General features: G+C 59.3%; 15 protein-coding genes and 1 other RNA gene. 5 read left to right on the top strand and 11 right to left on the bottom strand.

Translation table 11 applies throughout. The features are described 5' to 3' along the window. From KDL09_RS19195 to cysS, 3 genes are all read right to left on the bottom strand, one after another. On the bottom strand, positions 1 to 409 hold a 409-nt coding region (locus KDL09_RS19195; protein ID WP_294388820.1), incomplete at its 3' end, for a DUF1552 domain-containing protein. 55 nt (positions 410 to 464) lie between these two features. After that, the gene (locus KDL09_RS19190) at positions 465 to 1,067 is read right to left on the bottom strand and encodes a DUF1080 domain-containing protein (RefSeq protein WP_294388818.1); all 603 of its coding nucleotides are present in this window, start codon (positions 1,065 to 1,067) and stop codon (positions 465 to 467) included. 17 nt (positions 1,068 to 1,084) lie between these two features. Then, entirely contained in the window at positions 1,085 to 2,494 is a 1,410-nt protein-coding gene (gene cysS, locus KDL09_RS19185) for a cysteine--tRNA ligase (protein ID WP_294388817.1), read from the bottom strand. Positions 2,495 to 2,598: 104 nt separating this feature from the next. Between cysS and ssrA the strand changes: the two genes are divergently transcribed. The 3 genes from ssrA (at position 2,599) to KDL09_RS19170 (ending at position 5,842) form a co-directional block, all read left to right on the top strand. Further along, positions 2,599 to 2,950, top strand: a transfer-messenger RNA (tmRNA) gene (ssrA, locus tag KDL09_RS19180). Positions 2,951 to 3,078: 128 nt separating this feature from the next. After that, the gene (locus tag KDL09_RS19175) at positions 3,079 to 4,533 is read left to right on the top strand and encodes a DUF1501 domain-containing protein (RefSeq protein ID WP_294388815.1); all 1,455 of its coding nucleotides are present in this window, start codon (positions 3,079 to 3,081) and stop codon (positions 4,531 to 4,533) included. A gap of 55 nt (positions 4,534 to 4,588) precedes the next feature. Beyond that, positions 4,589 to 5,842: an NAD(P)/FAD-dependent oxidoreductase gene (locus tag KDL09_RS19170; protein WP_294388813.1), complete on the top strand. Its 1,254-nt coding sequence runs from the start codon at positions 4,589 to 4,591 to the stop codon at positions 5,840 to 5,842. Here KDL09_RS19170 and KDL09_RS19165 read toward each other — a convergent pair whose 3' ends face one another. Both KDL09_RS19165 and KDL09_RS19160 read right to left on the bottom strand, forming a co-directional pair. After that, positions 5,843 to 7,261 (bottom strand): DNRLRE domain-containing protein, encoded by a 1,419-nt coding sequence (locus tag KDL09_RS19165; RefSeq protein WP_294388812.1) that lies wholly within the window; start codon positions 7,259 to 7,261, stop codon positions 5,843 to 5,845. Beyond that, positions 7,258 to 7,788: a sigma-70 family RNA polymerase sigma factor gene (locus KDL09_RS19160; protein WP_294388810.1), complete on the bottom strand. Its 531-nt coding sequence runs from the start codon at positions 7,786 to 7,788 to the stop codon at positions 7,258 to 7,260. Before KDL09_RS19160 ends, KDL09_RS19165 begins: the two co-directional genes overlap by 4 nt. A 113-nt stretch (positions 7,789 to 7,901) precedes the next feature. Here KDL09_RS19160 and KDL09_RS19155 point away from each other — a divergent pair, with 113 nt between their 5' ends. Beyond that, positions 7,902 to 11,249, top strand: coding sequence for a PSD1 and planctomycete cytochrome C domain-containing protein (locus KDL09_RS19155; RefSeq protein ID WP_294388807.1), 3,348 nt, complete (start codon positions 7,902 to 7,904; stop codon positions 11,247 to 11,249). A gap of 16 nt (positions 11,250 to 11,265) precedes the next feature. Here the strand turns inward: KDL09_RS19155 and KDL09_RS19150 are convergent, their stop codons facing one another. Then, the gene (locus KDL09_RS19150) at positions 11,266 to 12,201 is read right to left on the bottom strand and encodes a TlpA disulfide reductase family protein (protein ID WP_294388806.1); all 936 of its coding nucleotides are present in this window, start codon (positions 12,199 to 12,201) and stop codon (positions 11,266 to 11,268) included. A gap of 110 nt (positions 12,202 to 12,311) precedes the next feature. On the opposite strand from KDL09_RS19150, the gene KDL09_RS19145 reads away from it, so the two are divergent. Then, entirely contained in the window at positions 12,312 to 13,751 is a 1,440-nt protein-coding gene (locus KDL09_RS19145) for a DUF1080 domain-containing protein (protein ID WP_294388804.1), read from the top strand. Positions 13,752 to 13,838: 87 nt separating this feature from the next. Here KDL09_RS19145 and KDL09_RS19140 read toward each other — a convergent pair whose 3' ends face one another. The 5 genes from KDL09_RS19140 to KDL09_RS19120 form a co-directional block, all read right to left on the bottom strand. Then, positions 13,839 to 15,737 carry a DNA topoisomerase IV subunit B gene (locus tag KDL09_RS19140; RefSeq protein ID WP_294388802.1) on the bottom strand — a complete coding sequence of 633 codons (1,899 nt, stop codon included), beginning with the start codon at positions 15,735 to 15,737 and terminating at the stop codon, positions 13,839 to 13,841. A 152-nt stretch (positions 15,738 to 15,889) separates the two neighbouring features. Continuing rightward, entirely contained in the window at positions 15,890 to 16,774 is an 885-nt protein-coding gene (locus KDL09_RS19135) for a TIM barrel protein (protein ID WP_294388800.1), read from the bottom strand. A gap of 82 nt (positions 16,775 to 16,856) precedes the next feature. Further along, the gene (locus KDL09_RS19130) at positions 16,857 to 18,179 is read right to left on the bottom strand and encodes a hypothetical protein (RefSeq protein WP_294388799.1); all 1,323 of its coding nucleotides are present in this window, start codon (positions 18,177 to 18,179) and stop codon (positions 16,857 to 16,859) included. A 151-nt stretch (positions 18,180 to 18,330) separates the two neighbouring features. Then, positions 18,331 to 20,172, bottom strand: a complete 1,842-nt coding sequence (locus KDL09_RS19125; RefSeq protein WP_294388796.1) for a GreA/GreB family elongation factor — start codon at positions 20,170 to 20,172, stop codon at positions 18,331 to 18,333. A 75-nt stretch (positions 20,173 to 20,247) separates the two neighbouring features. Next, on the bottom strand, positions 20,248 to 21,501 hold the full coding sequence (locus KDL09_RS19120; protein WP_345781098.1) for a class I SAM-dependent rRNA methyltransferase: 1,254 nt from the start codon (positions 21,499 to 21,501) through the stop codon (positions 20,248 to 20,250). Positions 21,502 to 21,534 lie beyond the last annotated feature (33 nt).

Raw genomic sequence — 21,534 nt, 5'->3', positions numbered from 1 at the left:
TCTTCAGCTCCTGGTCGATGGAGATGTTGCTGGCCCATCCGGCGGGATTGCCACCACCACCCATGATGTTGCCCTTCATGAGCTCGTCGCAGGTCAGCAGGCAGCTCATGCCGCGCATGTGACTGTCACCGTCGCCACGCACCTTGTTGGCGATGCCATGCAGGATGAGCATCTGCTTCTTGAAGGGCTCCAGCGGCTTCAGGATCGTCTTGAAGCTGAAATCCTCGCCCTGCTGATCGGGCCAGAACTCTTTCGGCAGCGTGCCGTTCGGCGAGAACATGATGACAAGCCGCTGGCGCTTCTGCGGAGCGGGTGCGCCGGTGATGCTGGGCAGGCCGGCGAGGAAGGGCAGGGCACCGGCGGAGATGCCGAGATCGCGCAGGAATTGACGGCGGTGAAGGTGTTTCATGGGGGTAAAACTGCTACGACTTGGACGCGTTCATCTTGCGTTTGTCGTCAGCAAATCAAGGCAGCTCTTTGAGCTGAATGTGACGGTATTCCATCACACCGCGGTCGCCTTCGAGGCCGATGGGGCCGGTGGGCGGCAGCGCGAGCGCGGCTTCGAGCACCTCGCCATTGCAGGTGCAATGCGCCACGCCGTCCTTCACCTCGACAACCATCTGATTCCACTCCTGCGGCTTGTATTGCTTCAGGTCTTTGTAGGGACCGGCGACGAGGTAATCGCGGCATTGAAGCTGAGGTTTGCGGATGAAGACACCGCTGTCGGCGTTCACGCTGGCGCGAAACTCGAGCTTCAGGATGAAGTTCTTCGGGAACTCGGCCACGGTGTAAAGCTGGCCCGTGAGCTTGTCCATTTCATCGGGGAAGGTGACGGCGATGACGCCGTCTTTGACGATGTAACGGCCTGCGTCGGCGGCCTCGGTCTTGCCATCGTGCTTCTCGGTCACCTCGCCGATCTTCGGATCCTTGCGGTCAGTCTTGGCGCGAAAGCACCAGCCGGTGAGGTCCTTGCCATTGAAGAGCGAGATGAAGCCAGCCTCCGGCTGCCAGTCTTCGGCATGCAGGGTGGACGTGGCGAGGGCAATGAGGAGGGCGATGTGTTTCATGGTTGTGGAGTGAACTATTACTTCGGAACGACGGTGAATCCTTCTTTGCTGTCCTTGATCAGCCAGCCCGCGGATTCGAGCTGTTTTCTCAAAGTGTCGGCGGTGGCCCAGTCCTTGGCCTGCTTCGCGTCCCAGCGTTGTTGGGCAAGAGTCTGGATGTCAGCGGGAACCTCGGTGGGAGCTTCAGCGACGATGGCAGGGAGCTGGAGGCCAAGGGTGTTGAGCATGAAATTAAGGCCGCCACGCATGGTGGTGGCCTCCTCATTGGAAAGCGTGGCAGGCTTGAGCTTGTTGAGCGTGCCAAAAATCGAGCCGAGCGCACCCGGGACGTTGAGGTCATGGCACAGCAGTTTCCACGCCTCGGCGAACGGGCCTGGAGTGGTCGAGTGTTGGAGTGCTGGAGAAATCCCGGAGAGCGCCCTGTCGGCCTTCGCAAGTTTTTGCAGTGCCTGCCGTGCAGAGTCGAGGCTGTGCAGGGTGAAGTTCAGTGGCGCACTGTAGTGACCGTAGATGAGGACGTAGCGCACTTCGACGGCACTGTAACCCCTCTTCGCCAGATCCTCGAGCGTGTAGAGATTGCCGAGGCTCTTGCTCATCTTGGCACCGTCCACCGTGAGATGGGCGACGTGCATCCAGTGGTGCGCGAACTTGCCGTGTGTGCTGCAGCAGCTCTGAGCGATTTCGTTTTCGTGATGCGGGAAGATCAGATCCACACCACCACTGTGCAGGTCGAAGTCCTCGCCAAGATACTCGAGAATCATCGCGCTGCATTCGAGATGCCAGCCGGGACGGCCTTCGCCCCAAGGGCTGGGCCAGTAGTTCGCTCCATCCTCAGGCTTGCGGGCTTTCCAAAGGGCGAAGTCGGTGAGCGAGTCCTTCGTGTACTCGTCCCAGTCCGTTGCGCTGGCGGCTTCACTGGCGCCGAGGCGCAGTTCACGGTCTTCGAGGTGACTGAGCTTGCCGTAGTCTTTGAAGGAGGCGACCCGGAAGTACACACTGCCATCCGAACCGGCATAGGCGTGGCCGTTGGCGATGAGTTTCTCGATCATCGCAATTTGATGCGGAATGTGCGCCACAGCGCTCGGCTCGACATGCGGAGCGAGGAGGTTGAGCACGGTGCAATCCGCATGAAACTTCTCCGTCCAGCCGCGGGTGAAGTCAGTCAGACTTTGCCCGGCCTTCTGCGAATCGCGGATCGTCTTGTCATCCACGTCGGTGATATTGCGGACATGAAGCGTGGGAGTGCCTCCAGCTTCGACCACACGGCGCATGATGTCCTGGGCGACGAAAGTGCGGAAGTTTCCGATGTGAGCCGGGCCATACACGGTGGGGCCGCAGCAGTAGAAACGCAGAGTTTTGCCGTCGAGCGGAGTTACTTCGCGTTCGGTGCGGGTCAGCGTGTCGTGGAGGGTTAGACGGTTGGGCATTCGGGGCGCGAAGATGGCAGAGTCGGGCCGTGGAGCAAGGGGAAGGCGAAGCATCACTTGCTCTTTGTTCCCTCGGACGTATTCTTTCATCCCAACTCCAAAACGGGGGCGTACCGGTTTCGACGGGTAGTCTTAGTTCGGAGCTGCATGCCGAGGATGATTCGTTGGCCTCGTTAAACACCGAATCAAAAACATAAATGTGAACTCTAACGAGCTCGCCCTCGCAGCTTAAGCACTGCGACATCCTTCAGGCAATGTCTGGTAGCCTGAACGATGACACCACCAGGCTGGGCTGATGGCCGGGCGACCGGGTCACAGTCGAGATCAAACAGGACGCTGGGTGAAGAGCAGACTGTCCCTCGTCGGCTCCCACCGAGACCAAAAGAGTGACTGAGCATGGAGATGCTACGGGCAACGGTTATTCGGACAGGGGTTCAACTCCCCTCGCCTCCACCATTTTCCCTTCAGGAGCCGCTCGATCGAGGGCTCCTGAAGTGGGGAGGTGGTGTCGGACGTCGTCAGGTTTGCGGCTGCAGCCGTGAGATTTTTCGTCCAATGGCTGCGTTGTGAGAACTGATACTGCCATGAGTCAGCCAGACGTTGTTCCCCACCACGAACTCCTCACCAACCGGCGTGATTTCCTGCGTCGTGGTGGAGCGGGTTTCGGTGCCTTGGCGTTGTCGGCGCTCATGGGTGAGTCTTCGCTGATGGCCGCGCTCGGAGACTCAGGCGGAAAGCCCGGGACGCCACAGTCCGCCAGGCTTGCCCACAAGGCAGGAAAGGCGAAGAACGTGATCTTCCTCTTCATGGAAGGAGGCCCGAGCCACATCGATTTGTTTGACCCCAAGCCGCTGCTGCGACAGATCGCCGGACAGTCGCTGCCGGACAGTTTTGGAACCGTCATCACGGCCATGGGGGAAAGTCGCGCACCGTTGCTCGCGGACAAGCGCGAGTGGAAGCAGCACGGCGAAAGCGGCCTGTGGATCTCCGACTGGCTGCCGCACACTGCACAGGTGGCGGATGAACTGTGCGTGATCCGTTCCTGTGTCTCCAATGGCATCAATCATGCCGGCGGTGTGTGCCAGATGAACACCGGCAGCGTTTTCGGCGGCCGCCCTTCGCTGGGGGCCTGGGTGAATTACGGGCTGGGCACCGAGAACCGCAATCTGCCCGCCTTTGTCGTCATCAAAGACACCGAAACGCAGGTGGTGAACGGCGTGCGCAACTGGGGAGCCGGCTTCATGCCTGCAACCTATCAGGGCGTCGAGTTCGAAGGTGGCACCACGCCGATCGACAATCTTGCCACCCCGAAGGGCATCAGTCCGGCGCGGCAAAAGGGCAAGCTCGGTTTTCTCAACAAACTGAACCGCGATTTCGGCGCCAACCGCACTGACAACACTGAGCTCGATGCACGCATCCGCGCCTATGAGCTGGCTTTTCGCATGCAGGCGGAGGCGCCGGAGGCCGTCGACATGCGGGGTGAGTCTGAGGCCATCAAGAAACTCTACGGAATTGACGATCCCAAGACCGAAGTCATGGGCCGCAACTGCCTGCTCGCCCGTCGTCTCGTCGAACGCGGCGTCCGCTTTGTTCAGCTCTATCACGGCAGCGGCAGCAAGTGGGACGCACATGACAAGATCGAACAGAACCACACGAAGTACTGTGGTGAACAGGACAAGCCGGTTGCGGGGCTGCTTCGCGACCTCAAATCACGCGGTCTTCTCGATGAGACATTGGTTGTCTGGGGCGGCGAATTTGGCCGTACGCCGATGAGTGAAAAAGGGGATGGGCGCGACCACAATCCGACCGGATTCACCATGTGGATGGCCGGTGGTGGCGTGAAAGCCGGAACAACAGTCGGCAGCACCGATGATCTCGGCCTCCGTGCCGTCGAGGACAAGCTTCATGTCCATGATCTTCACGCCACCATCCTGCATTTGATGGGCATCGACCACACGCGGCTTGTTTACACCCACAAAGGCCGTCCAGAGCGCATCGACATGAACGAAGGAAATCCCTACACGCGGATTCGCGCGTAAGTTGTTACGCCTTCTTCTTGCGAGTTCCTCGGGGAATGGCATTGCCTTGGCCTGCATGAACACAACATGGGACGTCATCATCATCGGCGGAGGGCCTGCGGGCTCGACTGCCGCGATGACGTTGCGACAACTGGGCCGAAAAGTGTTGGTGCTGGAGAAGGACAGGTTTCCACGCTTTCACGTGGGCGAATCATTGCTGCCCTACAATCGGCCCATTTTTGATGAGCTAGGTGTCTGGCCTCAGATTCAGGCCGCCGGCTTCATGGTCAAACGTGGCGCGCAGTTCTGGATGGGCGACGGTTCCATGCACACGCGGCTGCATTTCGCCCGCGGATCCTTCACCGAGTTTCCTGAATCTCTCCAGGTCGAGCGTGCGAAGTTTGACGACATTCTCCTGCGTCATGCCGAATCGCTCGGAGCCAAGGTGCGTGAGGGGGCGCTCGTCACCGGACATCGGGTCGAACAGGACCGTGTCGTTGTCACCTTTTGCGGCGAGGACGCTTCGGAACACACGGCCGAAGCCGCATTCCTCATGGATGCGAGCGGCTTGGGCAATTTCACCGCAAACCGCGAGCAGTTGCGCGAGTACTATCCCGGTCACAAAAAGATCGCCATCTTCGGCCACTACGCCGGCGTGCAGATGCCTGATGGAGACGAACGTGGAGACATCCTCATCGTGCGCCGCAAAAACTCCTGGTTCTGGATGATTCCGCTGGAGGACGACAAGGTCAGCGTCGGCCTCGTGCTGGACCTGGATGAGTTCAAGACGCTCAAACAGGAGCCGCAGCTCGTCTTTGATGAAGCCGTGGCCGGCACCAAGACGGTACAGGAGCGCATGATGAACGCCCGACCGCTGACCCAGGGGCATGTGCTCAGTGACTTCTCCTACACAAATCGCAGACTGGTCTCCGATCGCGTGGTGCGTGTCGGCGATGCCGCCGGTTTCATTGACCCCATTTTTTCCAGCGGCGTCATGCTGGCGATGCACAGCGCGCAAAAGGGCGCGGAAGTTGTTCATGCGGCGATCGCGTCCGGCAGGGCGATGACTTTCGCCATGAGGCGCTACGAGTGGCTGACTCGCAGGCACGTGGGCCGTTTCTGGCAGTTCATCGAGAAGTTCTACACCAAGCACTTCGCGCAGCTTTTCTTCCAGCCGAACAACAAGTTCCGCATGGTCTGCGCCATCAACTGCATCCTCGCCGGCCGTCCTGACATGACCTTCGGCACGTGGTGGCGGCTGCGCGTCTTTTTCCTGCTTGTCTGGATTCAGAAGCGCTTCGCACTGGCGAAGCCGATCGAGATCGGGTGATCAGCGCAGCTTGACCCGCAGCATCGGCGCGGAGCGAGTGTCGTTTTCCTTGGTGGCAAAGGCGTGCACAAGGCCGCTGGCTGCGGTTTCGTTTGTTTCGCGGCAGATGATCAGCGTGGCAATCTGGTTGGTGTCCGCGGAAAGAAAATCCACCAGATCCTTGCTCCGCAGCTTGCGTGTGCCGCGGTTCACACCTTGGGCGATCTCGAACTGGCCGAGTCGTTTCACCTTTCCGGCGACGGGCTGGTAATACTCCGCCTGCGCTGGATCATGCGCCGGGGCAAGCTGCCAGGAGAGTCCGTTTTCCTCCCACGCATCCTCGCTCTCATCCAGCACGCCATACACGGCAAAAGTGCTGTCCGGCACGAAGCTGGCGAACCCGAGCTCGCTCGGCTCGATGGTCAGCACAAGTTCCGCATCTTCGATCTGGCGACCGCTGAACTTGCTCAGATCAAAGGCGATGTAGCCTTTGCGATTCAGCTCCGGTTTTGATTCGATGCTGCGTTTCACGCGGAAGAAGGGATGCTTTCCAAAGTCCTCCGTCGGCTTGTCGGTGGACTGGATGTAGCTGTCCTTGCCGTGACCGAATGCCGTTGTGATTGCCTGCCAGCCGTCGCCAGAGTCCATCACGGTGGTGGGCTGCCAGCGGTTCGGTTCTGGGTCGGTGCCTGAGGCGGGGTTCAGCAGGCCACGGAACCAGCCGCTGTCCACGCGCTCGCCTTTTTCGAGCTTCTTGCTGGCCGCTCCGGTCTTGTCATTGACCTCCACAAGACCTTCCAGCACCTGCACCATGTACTTGCCGTCTTCGCCGGCGCTGAGACCAAACTTGGTTCCCCAGTCGATCACCTTGGCATCCTTGGTGTCGATGCTGAATCCCTTGGCCTGCGGCGGAACCTCGGCCACGAGCGTGCCGCGGCGAAGTTTGCAGTTCATCGCGTCGAGCACTTCGACCGTCGCCGGTGCTTCCAGGACAAGTTCCGCACCGCTGTCGAAGCGCAGCACGGCGAGTCCCTCGATCAAATCGAGCATGCCAGGTTTCAGACGTGCTCCCTCCACTGTTGGCAGACTGCTGCCGGCCCACTGGCATTGCTGCGAGCGAATCAATGTGGCCACCGTGCCGTCCCGGCGACCGGGGAGCCAGACGATGGCAAACGTGATGCAAGCCGCGGCAGCCGCCGTGAGCGCATGACGCCACCAGGCTGGTCGTGCGGCTGGTTTGACCTCGGCGACGGTTTGTGAATGGAAAGAGTCGTCAAAGCACAGTTCTGCTCGCTGATGGAGAGCCTTGGCGAAGAAAGCGCGGGCTTCGGCGTCGTTGCGCAGCTCGGTTTCGAGCGCTGAGATTTCCTCGGCACCGAGTCTTTCGTCCGCATAGCGTTCGGACAGTTCCAACAGTCGAAATTGATCCGCAGGCTTCATGATCCGGCTCCTTCCAGTTTGAGTTCCTTTTCCACGCAGGTCAGCAAATTCATCCGAATGCGGCTCAGCGCACGGTACACCGCACCCACCGTGCTGCGAATGCGCTCCGCCACTCCGTCGATCTCCAGATCCTCGAAGTAGCGCAGCGTGACGAGCTGGCGATGGGCGGCAGGGAGCTTTGCGACGCACACACGCAGGGCATCACCACGGCGGTCGCTGCTTTCGCTGAGCTTCGAGACTTCGTCGTGGAGCAGTTCCAGCACGTCATCGCTCAGCGGCGTGGCCTCGCGCTTTTTCTGTCGGCGGTGCGTCAGCACCTGATGAAACGCCGTCTTCCGCGCCCACGCGAGAAAGTTGGTGCCCGGCTCGAACTGGTCGAAGCAGCGCCACAGGATCATCTTCGTCTGCTGGAGGATGTCGTCCGCATCATGCGGGGCCGGCACCATGCTATAGACATAGACGCCGAGCGCGCGGTCGTGGCGCGTCAGCAGTTCGAGGAATTCCTGGGTGCGATCGGTGTCAGACATGGCATGGAAACATCGTGGAAGAGGCAGTCGTACACAACAGGCCCCTGCCGCGTAGTTTTGGACAGAAATCTTGTCCAAATCGCAGCTCAGGTGTCCTTTTCAGTGCCCAGACCATGATTCGAGCCCTTTTCCTTCTCACGGCCACCATCTCCGCAGCCGTCGCTCCGGATGCGGAGTCGTTGAAGTTTTTCGAGAAGGAAGTGCGCCCGCTTCTGGTCGAGTCCTGCTATGAGTGCCACAGCGTGCAGAAGCACAAGGGCGGGCTGCGGCTCGACAACCTGCCCTACATCCTTCAGGGCGGTGAAACCGGCCCGGCCATTGTTCCGCACAAGCCGGAGGTCTCGCTGCTGATGAAGCTGGTGAAGTATGAGGATCCTGACATGGAGATGCCCCCGGATGGCAAGCTCAGTGCTGACAAGATCGAGATTCTCAATCGCTGGATCGCCATGGGCGCTCCCTGGCCGGAGGCCGAAGTCGCGGCGGCCAAACCGGCGCGCAAGCCGGGGCAGATCACTGAAGAGGACCGGAAGTGGTGGGCGTTTCAGCCGGTGAAGAGGCCCGAAGTTCCAAGTTTCAGGTTTCAAGTTGCAAGTTCTCTCCCACCGGGGGCACAGACCAACTTGAAACCTGAAACTTCCAACTTGGAACTGGGCCGCAATCCCATTGATGCCTTCATCCAGGCCAAGCTCTCAGAGAACGGACTGCACCCATCCGCGCCCGCCGATCCGGTCGCCTTCATCCGCCGTGCCACGTTTGATCTCACCGGTCTGCCGCCGACGCCTGATGAAGTTGAAGCCTTCGTGCATGATTCGTATGCGACCAACGGATCGCCGGAAACCAAGGCGAAGCTGATCGACCGCCTGCTCGATTCACCTCGTTACGGCGAACGCTGGGCGCAGCACTGGCTCGACCTCGTGCGCTACGCCGAGAGCGAGGGCTATCGCCTTGATGCGTATCGCCCGAATGTGTGGCCCTACCGTGACTACGTCGTTCGTTCACTCAACAACGACAAGCCTTACGACCAGTTCGTGCGCGAGCAGATTGCCGGTGACGAGATGCTTTACGCCCGCGGCAAATCGGTGCCTGAAACCAGCGAAGAACTCGATCTGCTTACGGCGACGGGTTTCCTGCGTCACACGATCTACGAGTACAATCAGCGCGACTCCGAAGGCCAGTGGAAGCTCATCATGAACGAGGTCACCGATGTGACCGCGGACGTCTTCATGGGCATGAGCGTTCAGTGTGCGCAATGTCACGATCACAAGTTCGACCCGATCCTGCAGAAGGATTATTACCGCCTGCAGGCCTTCCTCTCGAACATCACCTGGGCCGAGGACAAGCCCTACGCCACGCAGGCGCAGATCGACGAGTATCACGCGAAGTTGAAAGTCTGGGAGGATGCCACGCAGGAGCCGCGGGCGATCATTGATGCGATCGTCGAACCGCGGATTGCAGGTGCGCAGAAGAACGCGATCACGAAGTTTCCCGAGGAGATTCAGGCCATGTTCGCCAAGTCGCGTGAGCAGCGCACACCGTACGAGGAACAGATCGTCGAACTCGCCGGACGGCAGATTTACTACGAGCGCGTTCGCTACAAGGCTGACAAGCTCAAAGAACCCGAGGCCACACGGTATCGTGAAGCAAAGGCGAAACTCGCCGAGTTCGATCACCTCAAGCCCAAAGACCTCATACCCACGCTCGCCGTCGGAGAAACGGGGCAACAGGCGCCTCAAACGAAATTCGCATCACGCAAAGCTGGCGAGGTCACCACGGCTCCAGGCTTCCTGACCATCCTCGATCCCAACGATGCCGCAATACCTGCTCCCAAGCCCGATGCTCTCACCAGCGGGCGCCGCACCGTGCTGGCGAACTGGCTCACGAGTCCGCAGAATCCGCTCACCGCACGCGTGATCGTCAACCGTGTGTGGCAGTATCATTTCGGCAAAGGCATCGTCTCCACCGCGAGTGACTTTGGACGCCTTGGCGACAAGCCTTCGCATCCTGAACTGCTCGACTGGCTGACGAGCGAGTTCATCAAAAGCGGTTGGAAATTGAAAACGCTGCACCGGCTCATCATGGCCAGCGCCGCCTATCAGCAGAGCGCCGCCGGCAATCCGGAGGCGCTGCTCAAGGATCCAGAGAACCGTCTCCTCTGGCGTTACAGTCCGCAACGTCTGGATGCCGAGCAGGCGCGCGATTCGATGCTTGCCGCCAGCGGCGAGCTCGATCTTACGATGGGAGGGGAAGGGGTGGAGAAGTCGAAACCGCGTCGCAGCCTCTATCTGCGCAAGATGCGCAACACGCCGGACGCTTTTCTCGCGAGCCTCGACGCGCCTCCCGGATTTCAAAGCACTCCGGAACGACAGGCCACCACCACTGCGACCCAGAGCCTGCTCATGGTCAATGGGGACTGGCCGCTCGACCGCGCCCGCGCCATGGCCGCGCGTTTGATGAAGGACGATCCGAAGGATGAGGCGAAACGCGTCGCCGACGCCTATGCGCTTGTTTTTTCGCGCCAGCCCACGAAGCAGGAAGCTGGTGCCGCACTCGCATTTCTCAAAGCACAACGCTCGCTCCTTCAGCGCGAGGCACCGCCGCCTCCTCCGGTTGCGACGCCGCTGGCGGATGCTCAGAAATTCTTTGGCCCGGAACCGGCCGCCCGCACCGCGAAGACCTTCGTGCTCCAGCCCGGGACTCCGAACGAGAAGCTTCGTGTGAATCTCGAAGGCAGAACCGAGGGGGAGCAGTTCTCCGTCGAGGCTGTCATAAACCTCCGCTCGCTCTATCCCGATGCGAGTGTGAGAACCATCGCCTCCCGCTGGAACAACGACAAGGCGGCTCCCGGTTGGTCGCTTGGCGTCACGAGCACCAAGTCAGCCCACAAACCCAACAATCTGATTGTCCAGCTCAACGGTTTCGATTTCCAAGGCAGCCCTGTCTATGAGGTGGTCGTCTCAGGTATCATCATTCCAGTCGGCAAGCCTTACTACATTGCCGCAAGCTTGGACAACCATCCTGCTTCCGGTCAGAACTTTGGTGGCACGGTCACCTTCCATGCCCGTGATTTGAGCGATCCCCACGCCGAAATGCAGACGGCGACGGTCTCACACCAGATTGTCGGCGGATATGTCAACAAAGACCGCACCTTGTATGTGGGCGGTCGTGACACCGACAAGCGCAGCCTGTGGGACGGGGCGATCGCCCGCGTGGCCCTCCGCGACGGCATTTTGGACGCAGGCAGGCTCATGACTTGGACGGTGAACAGCGATCCCACCTGCATCGCCGACATCTCCGCTGATCAGGCGGCCGCCATGTTGAAGGCGCCGAAAGAGTCCCGTTGGAGCTGGGAATCGAGTGTTGCAGCGGCCAAGACAAGCGGTGCCACCGATCCGAGTCGCGAAGCTCTCACGGATCTCTGCCATGCGCTGCTAAACTCGAACGAGTTCTTCTACTTGCAGTAGGCGACCCGGTTCAAGGTCAGTTGGCAGTCGGTCTTTCGATGCTGGCGTCGATCTTCTTGAGGGCGATCCACAGATCGGGATCCTCGGGGTGGCCGTTGAACAGGATTTTCCCCTCGGAGGTGATCAAGGTCATGCGAGGCATCGTGTCGACTTCCAGAATCTTGGTGTAGGGCCGCTCGGCGGGCTCGACGAGCCAGGGAATGTTTGTGTCGAGCTCCTTCCGGAAACGCTCCGCAATGCCTTCCGCATTTTCTTCGTCTTTGTTCATGGCGACAACGACGATGCCGTGAGGGGCAAGCAGTTCGCTCTTTCGCTTCATTGCCGGCATCAACTGCAGGCAAGGGACGCAAAATGAGGCCCAGAAGTCGATGAGTATGGCCTTTTTGCCCTGAAGCTGGTCATGCAGCGTGGTGGCCTCTCCCATCGAAGTGGTGACCGGAATTTTGAGATCGACCGTCAGGCTTGCCATCTTGGCTTCGAGCTGAAACTTTTCGATCGCCTGGGTGAAAACCGACACCTGCTGAGGATTGAGCCATATGGCTTCAAGGACATTCTTCTTGAATCCGGCTTCGTCCTTCGCTTCAGCGGCGATCAGCGCCTTGATGTAGGCCGCAAAACCTTTCACGGCCTCTGCATTCGGCATGGCGGCGGCACTGTTTGGATCGAATGACGAAGCGAGGATTTCGACTTCGGGCAGAATCTGCGAGAGGAACTTCGTGTTCTGCTGCCGGAGGCCCCATACAAGTTTGGCTTCGATGATCTGCTGGCGAGGTACGCCGACCTTGTTGGCTTCCTTGGTGAGTTCCTGCAGTTCCTCCTCGTTGATCGCCATCGAGAACATGCGTTGCAGCAGCGCTTTGACTCCGGCTGCGGCCTCTTCTGCAGCTGTGGCTTGGGCGTGCAGGGAGATGGATCCGAGGCAGAGAACGAGAGCGCAGATAAACGGTTTCATGTGCTGTAAACGTCTCGTTTCCAATGCAAGTGTCGAGCAGAAAGTCAGGTTCGGCGGGATGAATGAAAGATGCTGCTCACGGCGGGCGACTCCTGTGTCTTCTCTCAACCATGAAACACACACTCACCCTGACTTGGATGCTCGCGGCGGCTACGATTGCCGGAGCTGCGGACAACACCCCGCCGGAAGGCTTCACGGCACTCTTTAATGGCAAGGACATCTCCTCCGGCTGGTATGGCTGGGGCACCCAGGATCCGACCGATCTTTGGAACATGACACCCGAACAGCGGGCCGAATACAAAAAGTTGTCCATCGACGGCGGGTTGAAGGATGCCAAGGGCAACGACAAGGGCGACCACATCAACGCACACTGGAAGGTGGAGAACGGCGAACTCGTCAATGACGGCAAGGGTTTGTATCTCACCACTGACAAGGACTACGGTGACTTCGAACTGATGGTCGACTACAAGATGCTCCCGCTGGGCGACAGCGGCATCTACCTGCGTGGCATTCCGCAGGTGCAGATCTGGGACTACACGGAAGAGGCCAAGTTCAAGCTCGGTGCCGACAAGGGTTCCGGCGGTCTTTGGAACAACAAGAACGAGGAAGGCAAGTATCCGACCAAGCTCATGGACAAGCCTTTCGGCGAGTGGAACCACTTCCACATCAAGATGATCGGCGAGCGTGTGACCGTGATCTTCAACGGCGAAACGGTGGTGAACAACGCCGTGCTCGAAAACTTCTTCGCCAACCGCAAGGCCGGCTACCTGGCCTATGGCAAGAAGGACGCCAAGGCGAAGGATGCTCCTGCTGAAAAGGCGCCGAATGGCTGGTTCCCCGATCCTGCCTTTGCCAAAGGCCCCATTCAGCTCCAGACGCACGGCAGCGAGATCCGCTGGAAGAACGTTTATGTCCGCGAAATCCCCGCGGATGAAGCAAATCAGGAGCTCGCCAAGCGTGGCGAAGAAGGCTTCACCGAATACGTCAACGGCAAGGACCTGAGCAACTGGCAGGGCGCGGTGGACAGTTACGAAGTCGTGGATGGTGCGATCACCTGCAAGCCGGGCAAGGGCGGCGATCTGTTGACGAAGGACGAGTTCGAGAACGGCATCATCCGCGTCGAGTTCAAGCTGCCGAAAGCCGGCAACAACGGCATCGCGCTGCGCACGCCGCTGGGCGGTCACTCCGCCTCGGATGGTCTCGAACTTCAGGTCATCGACAGCGACGGCTACAACGAGAAGCAGGCCGCCGCAGGCAAGGCGGGGTTGCAGCCCTATCAGTATCACGGCTCCCTCTACCACTGCGTCGGTGCCAAGCACGGCTACCTGCGTCCGGTGGGCGAATGGAACTTCCAGGAGATCGAAGTCGATGGCCAGAAGATCAAGGTCACGCTCAATGGCACCAAGATTCTCGACGTGGACATCGCCTCTCTCGATCGCAGCCAGATCGCCCACCCGCCGAAAGGCCTCGACCACACGAAGGGCTACATCGGCTTCGCCGGCCACAGTGATCCGGTCGTGTTCCGCAGCTTTCGTGTGAAGCAGAAGTAATCGCCTCTGTGCTCATTTGATAAAAACCCGTCAGACCGCAAGGTCTGACGGGTTTTTTCTTTGACGGATTGGGCGAGGTTTCGGCGATTACGCAGCCTCGGCCAGTTCCTCGGACTTGGCTTCGCCCTTGAATTCGAGCTCTTCCTCGATGCGGAGGTTCTCGACGATGTAGGTCTGGCGTTCGGGTGTGTTTTTGCCCATGTAGAACGTGAGCATCTCCTTGATGCTCTTCTGCTCGGGCATGGTGACAGGTTCGAGGCGCATGTGGGGGCCGATGAAGTGCTTGAACTCGTCGGGGGAGATTTCGCCGAGGCCTTTGAAGCGGGTGATCTCGGCGGACTTACCGCAGCGGTGGATGGCGCGCTGGCGCTCCTCATCGCTATAGCAGTAGTAGGTCTCCCGCTTGTTGCGGACGCGAAAGAGCGGCGTCTGCAGGATATAGAGGTGGCCTTTGCGCACGAGTTCTGGGAAGAACTGCAGGAAGTAGGTGATCATCAACAGACGGATGTGCATGCCGTCCACATCAGCATCGGTGGCGAGCACGACGCGGTTGAAGCGGAGTTCTTCGAGGTCCTCTTCGATCTGCAGGGCGTTTGCCAGGAGGTAAAACTCCTCGTTTTCATAGACGACCTTGCGGGTGAGACCGAAACAATTGAGGGGCTTTCCTCGCAGGCTGAAAACGGCCTGCGTCTCGACATCGCGGCTCTTGGTGATGCTGCCGGAGGCACTGTCACCTTCGGTGATGAAGAGGGTGCTGTCGTCGCGGCGTTTGTCCTTGGTGTCGAAGTGGACGCGGCAGTCGCGGAGCTTCTTGTTGCAAACCTTGGCCTTTCGGGCGTTTTCGCGGGCGGCCTTTTGGATGCCGCTGATTTCCTTCCGCTCCTTTTCGTTGGAGTTGATCTTCTCCTGCAGCGACTTGGCGATGTCGGCATGCTTATGGAGGAAGTTGTCGAGCTGGGCGGCGATGACGCTCGTGATGTGGCCGCGAAGGTTGCGCCCGTTCGGCTCCATGTGGGTGGATCCGAGCTTGGTCTTGGTCTGCGACTCGAAGACAGGCTCCTGCACCTTGACGCTGACGGCGGCGATGATGCTGCCGCGCACGTCGGCTGGGTCGTACTGCTTTTTGAAGAACTCACGGCACTCCTGCACGATGGCTTCACGGAAAGCGGCGAGGTGGGTGCCCCCCTGGGTGGTGTGCTGGCCGTTGACGAAGCTGTAGTACTCCTCGCCGTAGCCGGTGCCGTGCGTGAAGGCCACCTCCACGTCCTTGCCTTCGAGATGGATGATGGGGTACTGCGGCTCCTCGGTGAGCTTGGCGCGGATGAGATCCATCAGGCCGTCCTTGGACTTAAACTTTTCGCCGTTGAGGATGATGGTGAGGCCGGGGTTCAGCCAGGCGTAGAAACGCAGCATCTCGCGCACGAAATCGAGACGGAAATGAGTGTCCTCGGCAAAGCTCTCTGCGTCGGCGCGGAAGGCGATGCGCGTGCCGTCAGGCTCGTCGCAGGCCTTGGGCTTGCCCATGTCGTAAACGACGAGGCCTTGGCTGAATTCGATGGAGCGGGTCTGTTTTTCACGGATCGCCTGAATCTCGAAGAACTCGGAGAGGGCGTTGACCGCCTTGATGCCGACGCCGTTGAGGCCGACGGAGCGCTTGAAGACCTCACTGTCGTACTTGGCGCCTGTGTTGATCTGCGCGGCGCATTCCATCAGCTTGCCCAGCGGAATTCCGCGGCCGTAGTCGCGCACGGTGACGGTTTGATCTTCGGTGATGCTGATCTCGATGGTATTGCCGAAGCCCATGACGTGCTCGTCGATGCAGTTGTCGAGCACTTCCTTGAGCAGCACGTAGATGCCGTCCTCGGGGAGGGAACCGTCGCCCAGCTTGCCGATGTACATGCCGGGTCGGAGACGGATGTGCTCGCGCCAGTCGAGGGATTTGATGGAGTCTTCAGTGTAACCGTGTGCAGGGGCTGGTGTGGCCATGGAGAATGACGAAATGGGAATGGGAAATGACGATCGCAACTGCGTGAAATGGCAGAAGGGGAAGGGGGAGTCAAGGATGTGTCCACAACTCCGGTTCCATGAGGCAAGCACGGTACTTCCGAAAGGGAACTCCTGTCTGGTGGCGCTGGCGCCTAGTCCTTGACGGTCTTGCGTGCCTCGGTGACGAGGTTTTGGAAGAGCTGGCGCTGCTCGGCAAGCGCTGCGACACGGTCTTCCTGCTTGGCACGTGCTTCGAGGCAGACGAAGCCCTCATAGTCGGCTTCTACGAGCAGCCGGGCCAGTTTGTCATACGGATAGTCGCCCGTGTTCACCTCGCGGATGTGCACCGTGTGTCCGAGGTAATCTTTGACCTTGGCGAAATTGGCCTCGATCCCGTCACCAGAGAGGTCTTCGGCATTGGAGTTCCAGCAAACGCGAACGTTGTCGCGTGCGGCCGCCTGCATGATCGTCTGGATATGGCTAAGATTGGAGGTCTCTTTGCCATGCACTTCGAGCCGGATTTCCTGACCGAACCCGAGGGCGTAGTCGCCCAATTCAGCAAGTGCTTTACCGATTTGGGCGAGGGTTTGCTCCACCGGGACTTCTTTCGGCAATGCATTCGGTTTCACCTTGATACCGCTGCCGCCGATGTCGTGGCCGAGTTTGATGTAGGCCTTGGCCCCTTCGATGTTCTTTTTCAGTTCGTCCTCTTTGGGCGAGTGAAACTCGAAATTGGTGCCCATGCCGAGAACCTTGACAGGTGAATCGTCAAAACGACGGCGCACCTCCTGGCGCTGCTCGGGAGTGAGCGAGATGTCTACCTTGTGCGCGTGCTCGACACGAAGTTCAACGGCAAGCACTCCGGCGGTTTCACAGTTCTTGATCAGAGTGGGCAGATCCCAGTCCGCGCCCCACATGTAAGTTACGAGGCCAAACTGGATGTTTTCACCCTTGTAGGTGAGCTTGGAGTCGGCGGCGAAGGCTGCGGCGGCAGAAGTGCCGAGGACGGTGTGGAGGAAATGGCGACGTGAGGACATGGTGGTTCGGGCTTAACGCCTTCGGCCACAGGTTCATTGCATCATCACCGGTAATCCGGATGAAATACAGGCTGCGTTCGGCTCACTGGCTCGCTGCCTTCTCAGCAGCGATGTCCTTGCGGCGGAATCCCTGTACATGACCGGTACCTTGGTAAAGATAGACCTTTTCCACATCTTCAAGACGCATGATCACCCAAGGGGACAGGATGTTTCGCCCGTTTTTGGTGAACACGATATTGTCCGCCAAATGGACGCAGGAGTGGAAGGCGTCGCCGGTGGTGTTGTCTAGAAAGAAAAGGATGTCCCCATATTGGTAAGGGGGATCCACCGGAGTGAACTGCTCGAGGACTTGGCTGGTCGCTAGGCGGGCGTCCAGCAGGTATTCGTGAGGTTCGTAATTGAAGAAGTTGAGCGACGTCCAGTGACAGTCCGGCATGATGCCGTTCTTGGCCATGTCCAGACCCGGATAGGTGTAGAGGAGCTTGCGCGCCAGCGCCGGCAGGAGGTGGGAGATGCCGATGTCATCGACGCCATCGAGTTCGATCACCGACTGAACCAGCGGTTCGAGATCTTTGCGTCGAATGCCAACACCGAAGGTCCAGTAGCGGACGATTTCCTCGGCATTCGAGTTCTTGTTTAGTTTGAGGCGAACCATGAGGTTCCGGGTGCGGGTGCATGCTTTAAAGATGGAGCGCGCCTCCGAGTCAGATTCCGCGTAATTGAGCAGAAGGGGAATGTCACTGAATGCGGTGGTTTCACCGCGTGTATAACTGAGCTGCTTGATTTTGCTGACAATTTCCGGACGCAACTTGCTGCCCTTGTACCATTCTTCAACAGTGGTGCCGATGATGAGAACCGGACTCGCATGATACTCATTCTCCGGATATTTGGACAGTTCCGTATAGATCGTGGTGCGCACCTCCGGAGACATGCTTTCCAGTTCCGCTATCGGAGGAAGAAGGTGCACGTAATCACCGTCCTTCACGACATGCTGCGGGGAGAACATCTTCGAAATAAATGATTCAGAGAGCCCGGCTTTGGCAAAGAAGTCAGGCAAGCTGGCAAAACTGGATGCCGGGAAGGTCCAGCGAGGAACCGGACTCGGCAGCGGAAAGCTCTCGACGAATGTTTGCGGAGCTTCCAAATAGATGTAGGCGCACAGCAGCTTTCCCCATGGACCGGGGTTGGCTTCGAAAACGCCAGGGGGATTGCCTTCGGATTGGTGGTCTTTGGCGGATTCCTGAACTGGTGTGCTCTTGGTGCCACCAAGAATGACACTGAGGTTCTCCGCGCTGGTGATCTGTCCTTGCGAGATAGACAGGAAAGGCAGGAAAAGGGCGCACCCGGCAAGACAATTTATGAGGTTCGGCTTGCGGGCTGGTCGTAAGGTTTTTGAAGGGGGCATCGAACGTGTGTTGGGGGACAACAAAAACGTAATGATAAAACAACAAATATCACGCTGGATTTACCGGCGTGGAATCCTGCTTGTCCTTGCGGCTGCCCCACCTGTTTTGACCGGGTGATGCAGCTATTTAGGGTGGGGAGGGGGCGGAGGACTACTGCTTGTACGCGCGGATGGCGGTGACTTTGGCCTTGCGGCTGCCGTGGTGGCTGTCAGTGGGCAGTTCAAGCTCCTCACCGACGGCCTTGCCAATCAGAGCTTTGGCGGACTCGGAGAGGTAGCTGATAATGTTCAGGTCCAAGTCTCCATCCCAAGCTCCGAGAATGGTAAAAGTTTCCTTTTCGCCGGAGGGAATGTCTTCGACGTCGACGATCGTGCCGATGCCGACTTTGTCAGTCGGGACGTTCGCGAAGTCGGTGCCGCGGGCGTTGCGCAGTTCGCGCTCAAGCTTGCCCTGCATGCGCAGAAGGACGGACTGCTGGTCACGGGCTGCCTTGTAACCGCCGTTTTCGCGCAGGTCTCCTTCGTCGCGGGCGATCTGGATTTCGCGTTTGTTCTCGGGGATCTTGACGTTGACCAGGTCCTCGAGTTCCTGCTTCTTCCGCTCGAGGCTTTCCCAGGACGCGATGAGCGCATCGTTTTTGTGGGCACCTGCGCTATCATCCATCATGGATTCCATCTCAGGACGTGCCTTGATGATGCGTGCCATGAGGGAGCGGCGTGTGAGTTCGTCGAAGTGGGAGCCGTTGATTAGACGCTTGGCGAGCAACCGCACATCTTCGTCTTCAGCGTCCGTCACCAGTTCGCCCAGCAGCGTTTTGTCATCGGAGAGGAGATCTTGAAGCCGGCCCGTGCGTTTGGGGCCGCCTTCCATGTGATCACTTTCGATGACACCGAGGATGGCATGGCCGAGATCGATGTCGAAAACGGATTCGGCCAGGCCTTTGCGTTCGCGGGCCATCCAGATCAGAAGGTCTGCTGAGAGCATGCGGTTGCGCAGGGATTTTTTCAGCGCGTCGGCCAGCACGTCGAGTTCGTCATTGGCGTCGAGAACTGTCGCGATTTCAGCGACGGCGCGTCCGCCCGTCTTGGTTAGATGAATCAGGATTTCTGGAACCCAGGCACGGCTCGGGAACGCCTCGGGGAAGGCACGGTAAATCCGGCCCAGCATGCCGGCGGAGAGACCTTTGATGGAGTCGGCAAGGACCTCCTTGGTTTCGCAGATGAGATCGGAGATCTTCATCGAGCCCATCGGGGCAGTGGTGCCGAGGTTTTCGACCAGTTCATCGCGTGCCAGCAGGAGCTGCAGGCATTCTTTGAGGTTCAGCTTCACGCTCTTGCGGGCGGAGTCGGAGATGTCCTGGAAAACGGGGACCAGTTCGGTCTTGGGATCGCCGAAGAGATCGATGTCCTTCTGAATGCTGGCCAGCGTGGCGAGCTTGCCCTTCAGGTCGCGTGCGGCGAGGAAGGACCTTACCATCTGGGTGCCGGCGTTCTCCGCCTGGTCGCGCAGCACAAGCTTTTCGGAGCGTTTGGCGGGGACGACGATGTGGCGGTGCGTTTTGAGCGCACGTTTGGCAGCTTCCCACCATTTCTTGTAGTCGGCATCGGCGATGATGCGGCCTTTGAGCAGCTTCTCGAGATCGTCGAGGTGAAGCGTGTTGCCGCTGCTCTTGAGGGCGAGTTCCACCAGACCCGGAGCGTTCTTGGCGGCCATTTCCTTGAGTCCGTCAAGATCTGCAAGACGGCGGGCCAGGATGTGGTCGGACGGGATGATCTCCAGCGAACTGATGGCAAAGGAGAGCTTAAGCGGATGGCCGGGTTTCCCTTCGAAGTCGATGAGAATGCGGTCTCCCAGCAGATCCCATTCGGCGATTCGGCCGACACCCCAGCTCTTGTGGAGGCAGAAGGTTCCGGGTTCGAGTTTGGAAAGTTTTTCGCCGTCAGCAGCCGGAAGCTTGCCTGCGGCCACGATGTTTTGCACCTCTGGATTCATGGGACGTTCAGAGTAAACAGTCAGAATAAGGTAGCAAAGGAAACCTGTAACGGATTCGAGCCTCCGCACGCGCCGTCACCAAGCAAGACACCACAGCACCTTCAAATAACGGCTCTCGGGGCAGTTGGACATCACAGGGTGGTCCGCTCCGGCTCCGGTACGGTCGAGGATCTGCAGGCGGCGCTTGTTGCGGTGGGCGGCGCGCATGACAATGTCTTCAAACTCGGCGACATCGAGCAAACCGGAGCAGGAGCAGGTGACAAAGAGGCCGCCTCGTTCCAGCAGGCCGAGTGCGACGGCGTTCATGTCGTAGTATTTGTTGCGGCCGAGCTGGCCTTCCTCAGCATCACGGGAGAAGACAAGTTTGGGCGGATCGAGCACGACGGCGTCCCATTGTTTCCCATTTTGTTGCATCTGACGGCCCCAGGTGAAGGTGTCGCCATGCACCCAGTCGATGCGGACCTGGTTCAGATCGGCGTTCTTCTTCGCCTGCGCGATGGCTTTCTCGTCGAGATCGACTCCGGTGACGTCTTCGCAGCCCCCGAGGACTTTTGCGCTCAGGGCAAACCCTCCCGTGTAGCTGCACAAGTCCAGAACACGGCGGCCACGTGCGAGATGGCCTAATTTGAACCGGTTGTCACGCTGGTCGCAGAAGAAGCCGGTCTTGTGACCGTCTTCGAAACTGACCTGATAGCGCACGCCATTCTCGCGCACCCGTACGCTTCGGGGGGAGGGATCATCCGCTTCGGGCACGTCCGAGTGGCGGATTGCCTCAATTCGGGCGACGTCCGCATCGACCTCGATGACATGTTGTGAGGTGCCAAGTGCGGCGTGCAGTTTTGGCAGCCAGCGGCGCAGACGGCGCCAGACGCCGAGCGTGGTGACTTCGATCGACAGCACGTCGGCATAGCGGTCCACTACGAGTCCGCTGAGGCCGTCACCATCGGAGGAAATGGCGCGCCAGGCGTCCGTGGTTTCGTTGAGACGCAGAGTTTTCAGGCGAAGGTCGAGAGCGGCATCCAGCCGGGCATCGAGCGCATCTTCATTCAGCACATCGTCTCCATGCTGGAGCACTCGCAACGGCACCCGGGCCTTCGGATTGTAGAAGCCGCTGCCGAAAATCTGCCCTTCCTTGTCATAGACGTTCACCAGATCCCCCGGGCCCGCGTCGGGGGAGACCGCCCGGAGCATGTTCGGGTACACCGCCGGGTGAAAAGAGAAATACTTCATCTGCGCCCAAGGCCGAAGCCACGACTCACTGCCTGGAGGCGGAGTAGTGCTCGGGGAGGCGGAATCACGGCGGGGAGGTCGTGGGGAAGGGGGGCGCATGGTCTGTTTTCTATGCCTCTGGTTTCGCCTCCG

The organism is Prosthecobacter sp. (assembly GCF_020439865.1).
In the GTDB taxonomy this organism is placed as follows: domain Bacteria; phylum Verrucomicrobiota; class Verrucomicrobiia; order Verrucomicrobiales; family Verrucomicrobiaceae; genus Prosthecobacter.
The sequence above is the reverse complement of the archived record's forward strand: the minus strand, read 5'-3'. Positions and strand labels throughout refer to the sequence as shown.

What these genes read in the sequence shown, in the direction of transcription:
- KDL09_RS19190 (WP_294388818.1), bottom strand. Translation starts at nt 1,067, where the DNA reads ATGAAACACATCGCCCTCCTCATTGCCCTCGCCACGTCCACCCTGCAT.
- cysS (WP_294388817.1), bottom strand. Translation starts at nt 2,494, where the DNA reads ATGCCCAACCGTCTAACCCTCCACGACACGCTGACCCGCACCGAACGC.
- KDL09_RS19175 (WP_294388815.1), top strand. Translation starts at nt 3,079, where the DNA reads ATGAGTCAGCCAGACGTTGTTCCCCACCACGAACTCCTCACCAACCGG.
- KDL09_RS19170 (WP_294388813.1), top strand. Translation starts at nt 4,589, where the DNA reads ATGAACACAACATGGGACGTCATCATCATCGGCGGAGGGCCTGCGGGC.
- KDL09_RS19165 (WP_294388812.1), bottom strand. Translation starts at nt 7,261, where the DNA reads ATGAAGCCTGCGGATCAATTTCGACTGTTGGAACTGTCCGAACGCTAT.
- KDL09_RS19160 (WP_294388810.1), bottom strand. Translation starts at nt 7,788, where the DNA reads ATGTCTGACACCGATCGCACCCAGGAATTCCTCGAACTGCTGACGCGC.
- KDL09_RS19155 (WP_294388807.1), top strand. Translation starts at nt 7,902, where the DNA reads ATGATTCGAGCCCTTTTCCTTCTCACGGCCACCATCTCCGCAGCCGTC.
- KDL09_RS19150 (WP_294388806.1), bottom strand. Translation starts at nt 12,201, where the DNA reads ATGAAACCGTTTATCTGCGCTCTCGTTCTCTGCCTCGGATCCATCTCC.
- KDL09_RS19145 (WP_294388804.1), top strand. Translation starts at nt 12,312, where the DNA reads ATGAAACACACACTCACCCTGACTTGGATGCTCGCGGCGGCTACGATT.
- KDL09_RS19140 (WP_294388802.1), bottom strand. Translation starts at nt 15,737, where the DNA reads ATGGCCACACCAGCCCCTGCACACGGTTACACTGAAGACTCCATCAAA.
- KDL09_RS19135 (WP_294388800.1), bottom strand. Translation starts at nt 16,774, where the DNA reads ATGTCCTCACGTCGCCATTTCCTCCACACCGTCCTCGGCACTTCTGCC.
- KDL09_RS19130 (WP_294388799.1), bottom strand. Translation starts at nt 18,179, where the DNA reads ATGCCCCCTTCAAAAACCTTACGACCAGCCCGCAAGCCGAACCTCATA.
- KDL09_RS19125 (WP_294388796.1), bottom strand. Translation starts at nt 20,172, where the DNA reads ATGAATCCAGAGGTGCAAAACATCGTGGCCGCAGGCAAGCTTCCGGCT.
- KDL09_RS19120 (WP_345781098.1), bottom strand. Translation starts at nt 21,501, where the DNA reads ATGCGCCCCCCTTCCCCACGACCTCCCCGCCGTGATTCCGCCTCCCCG.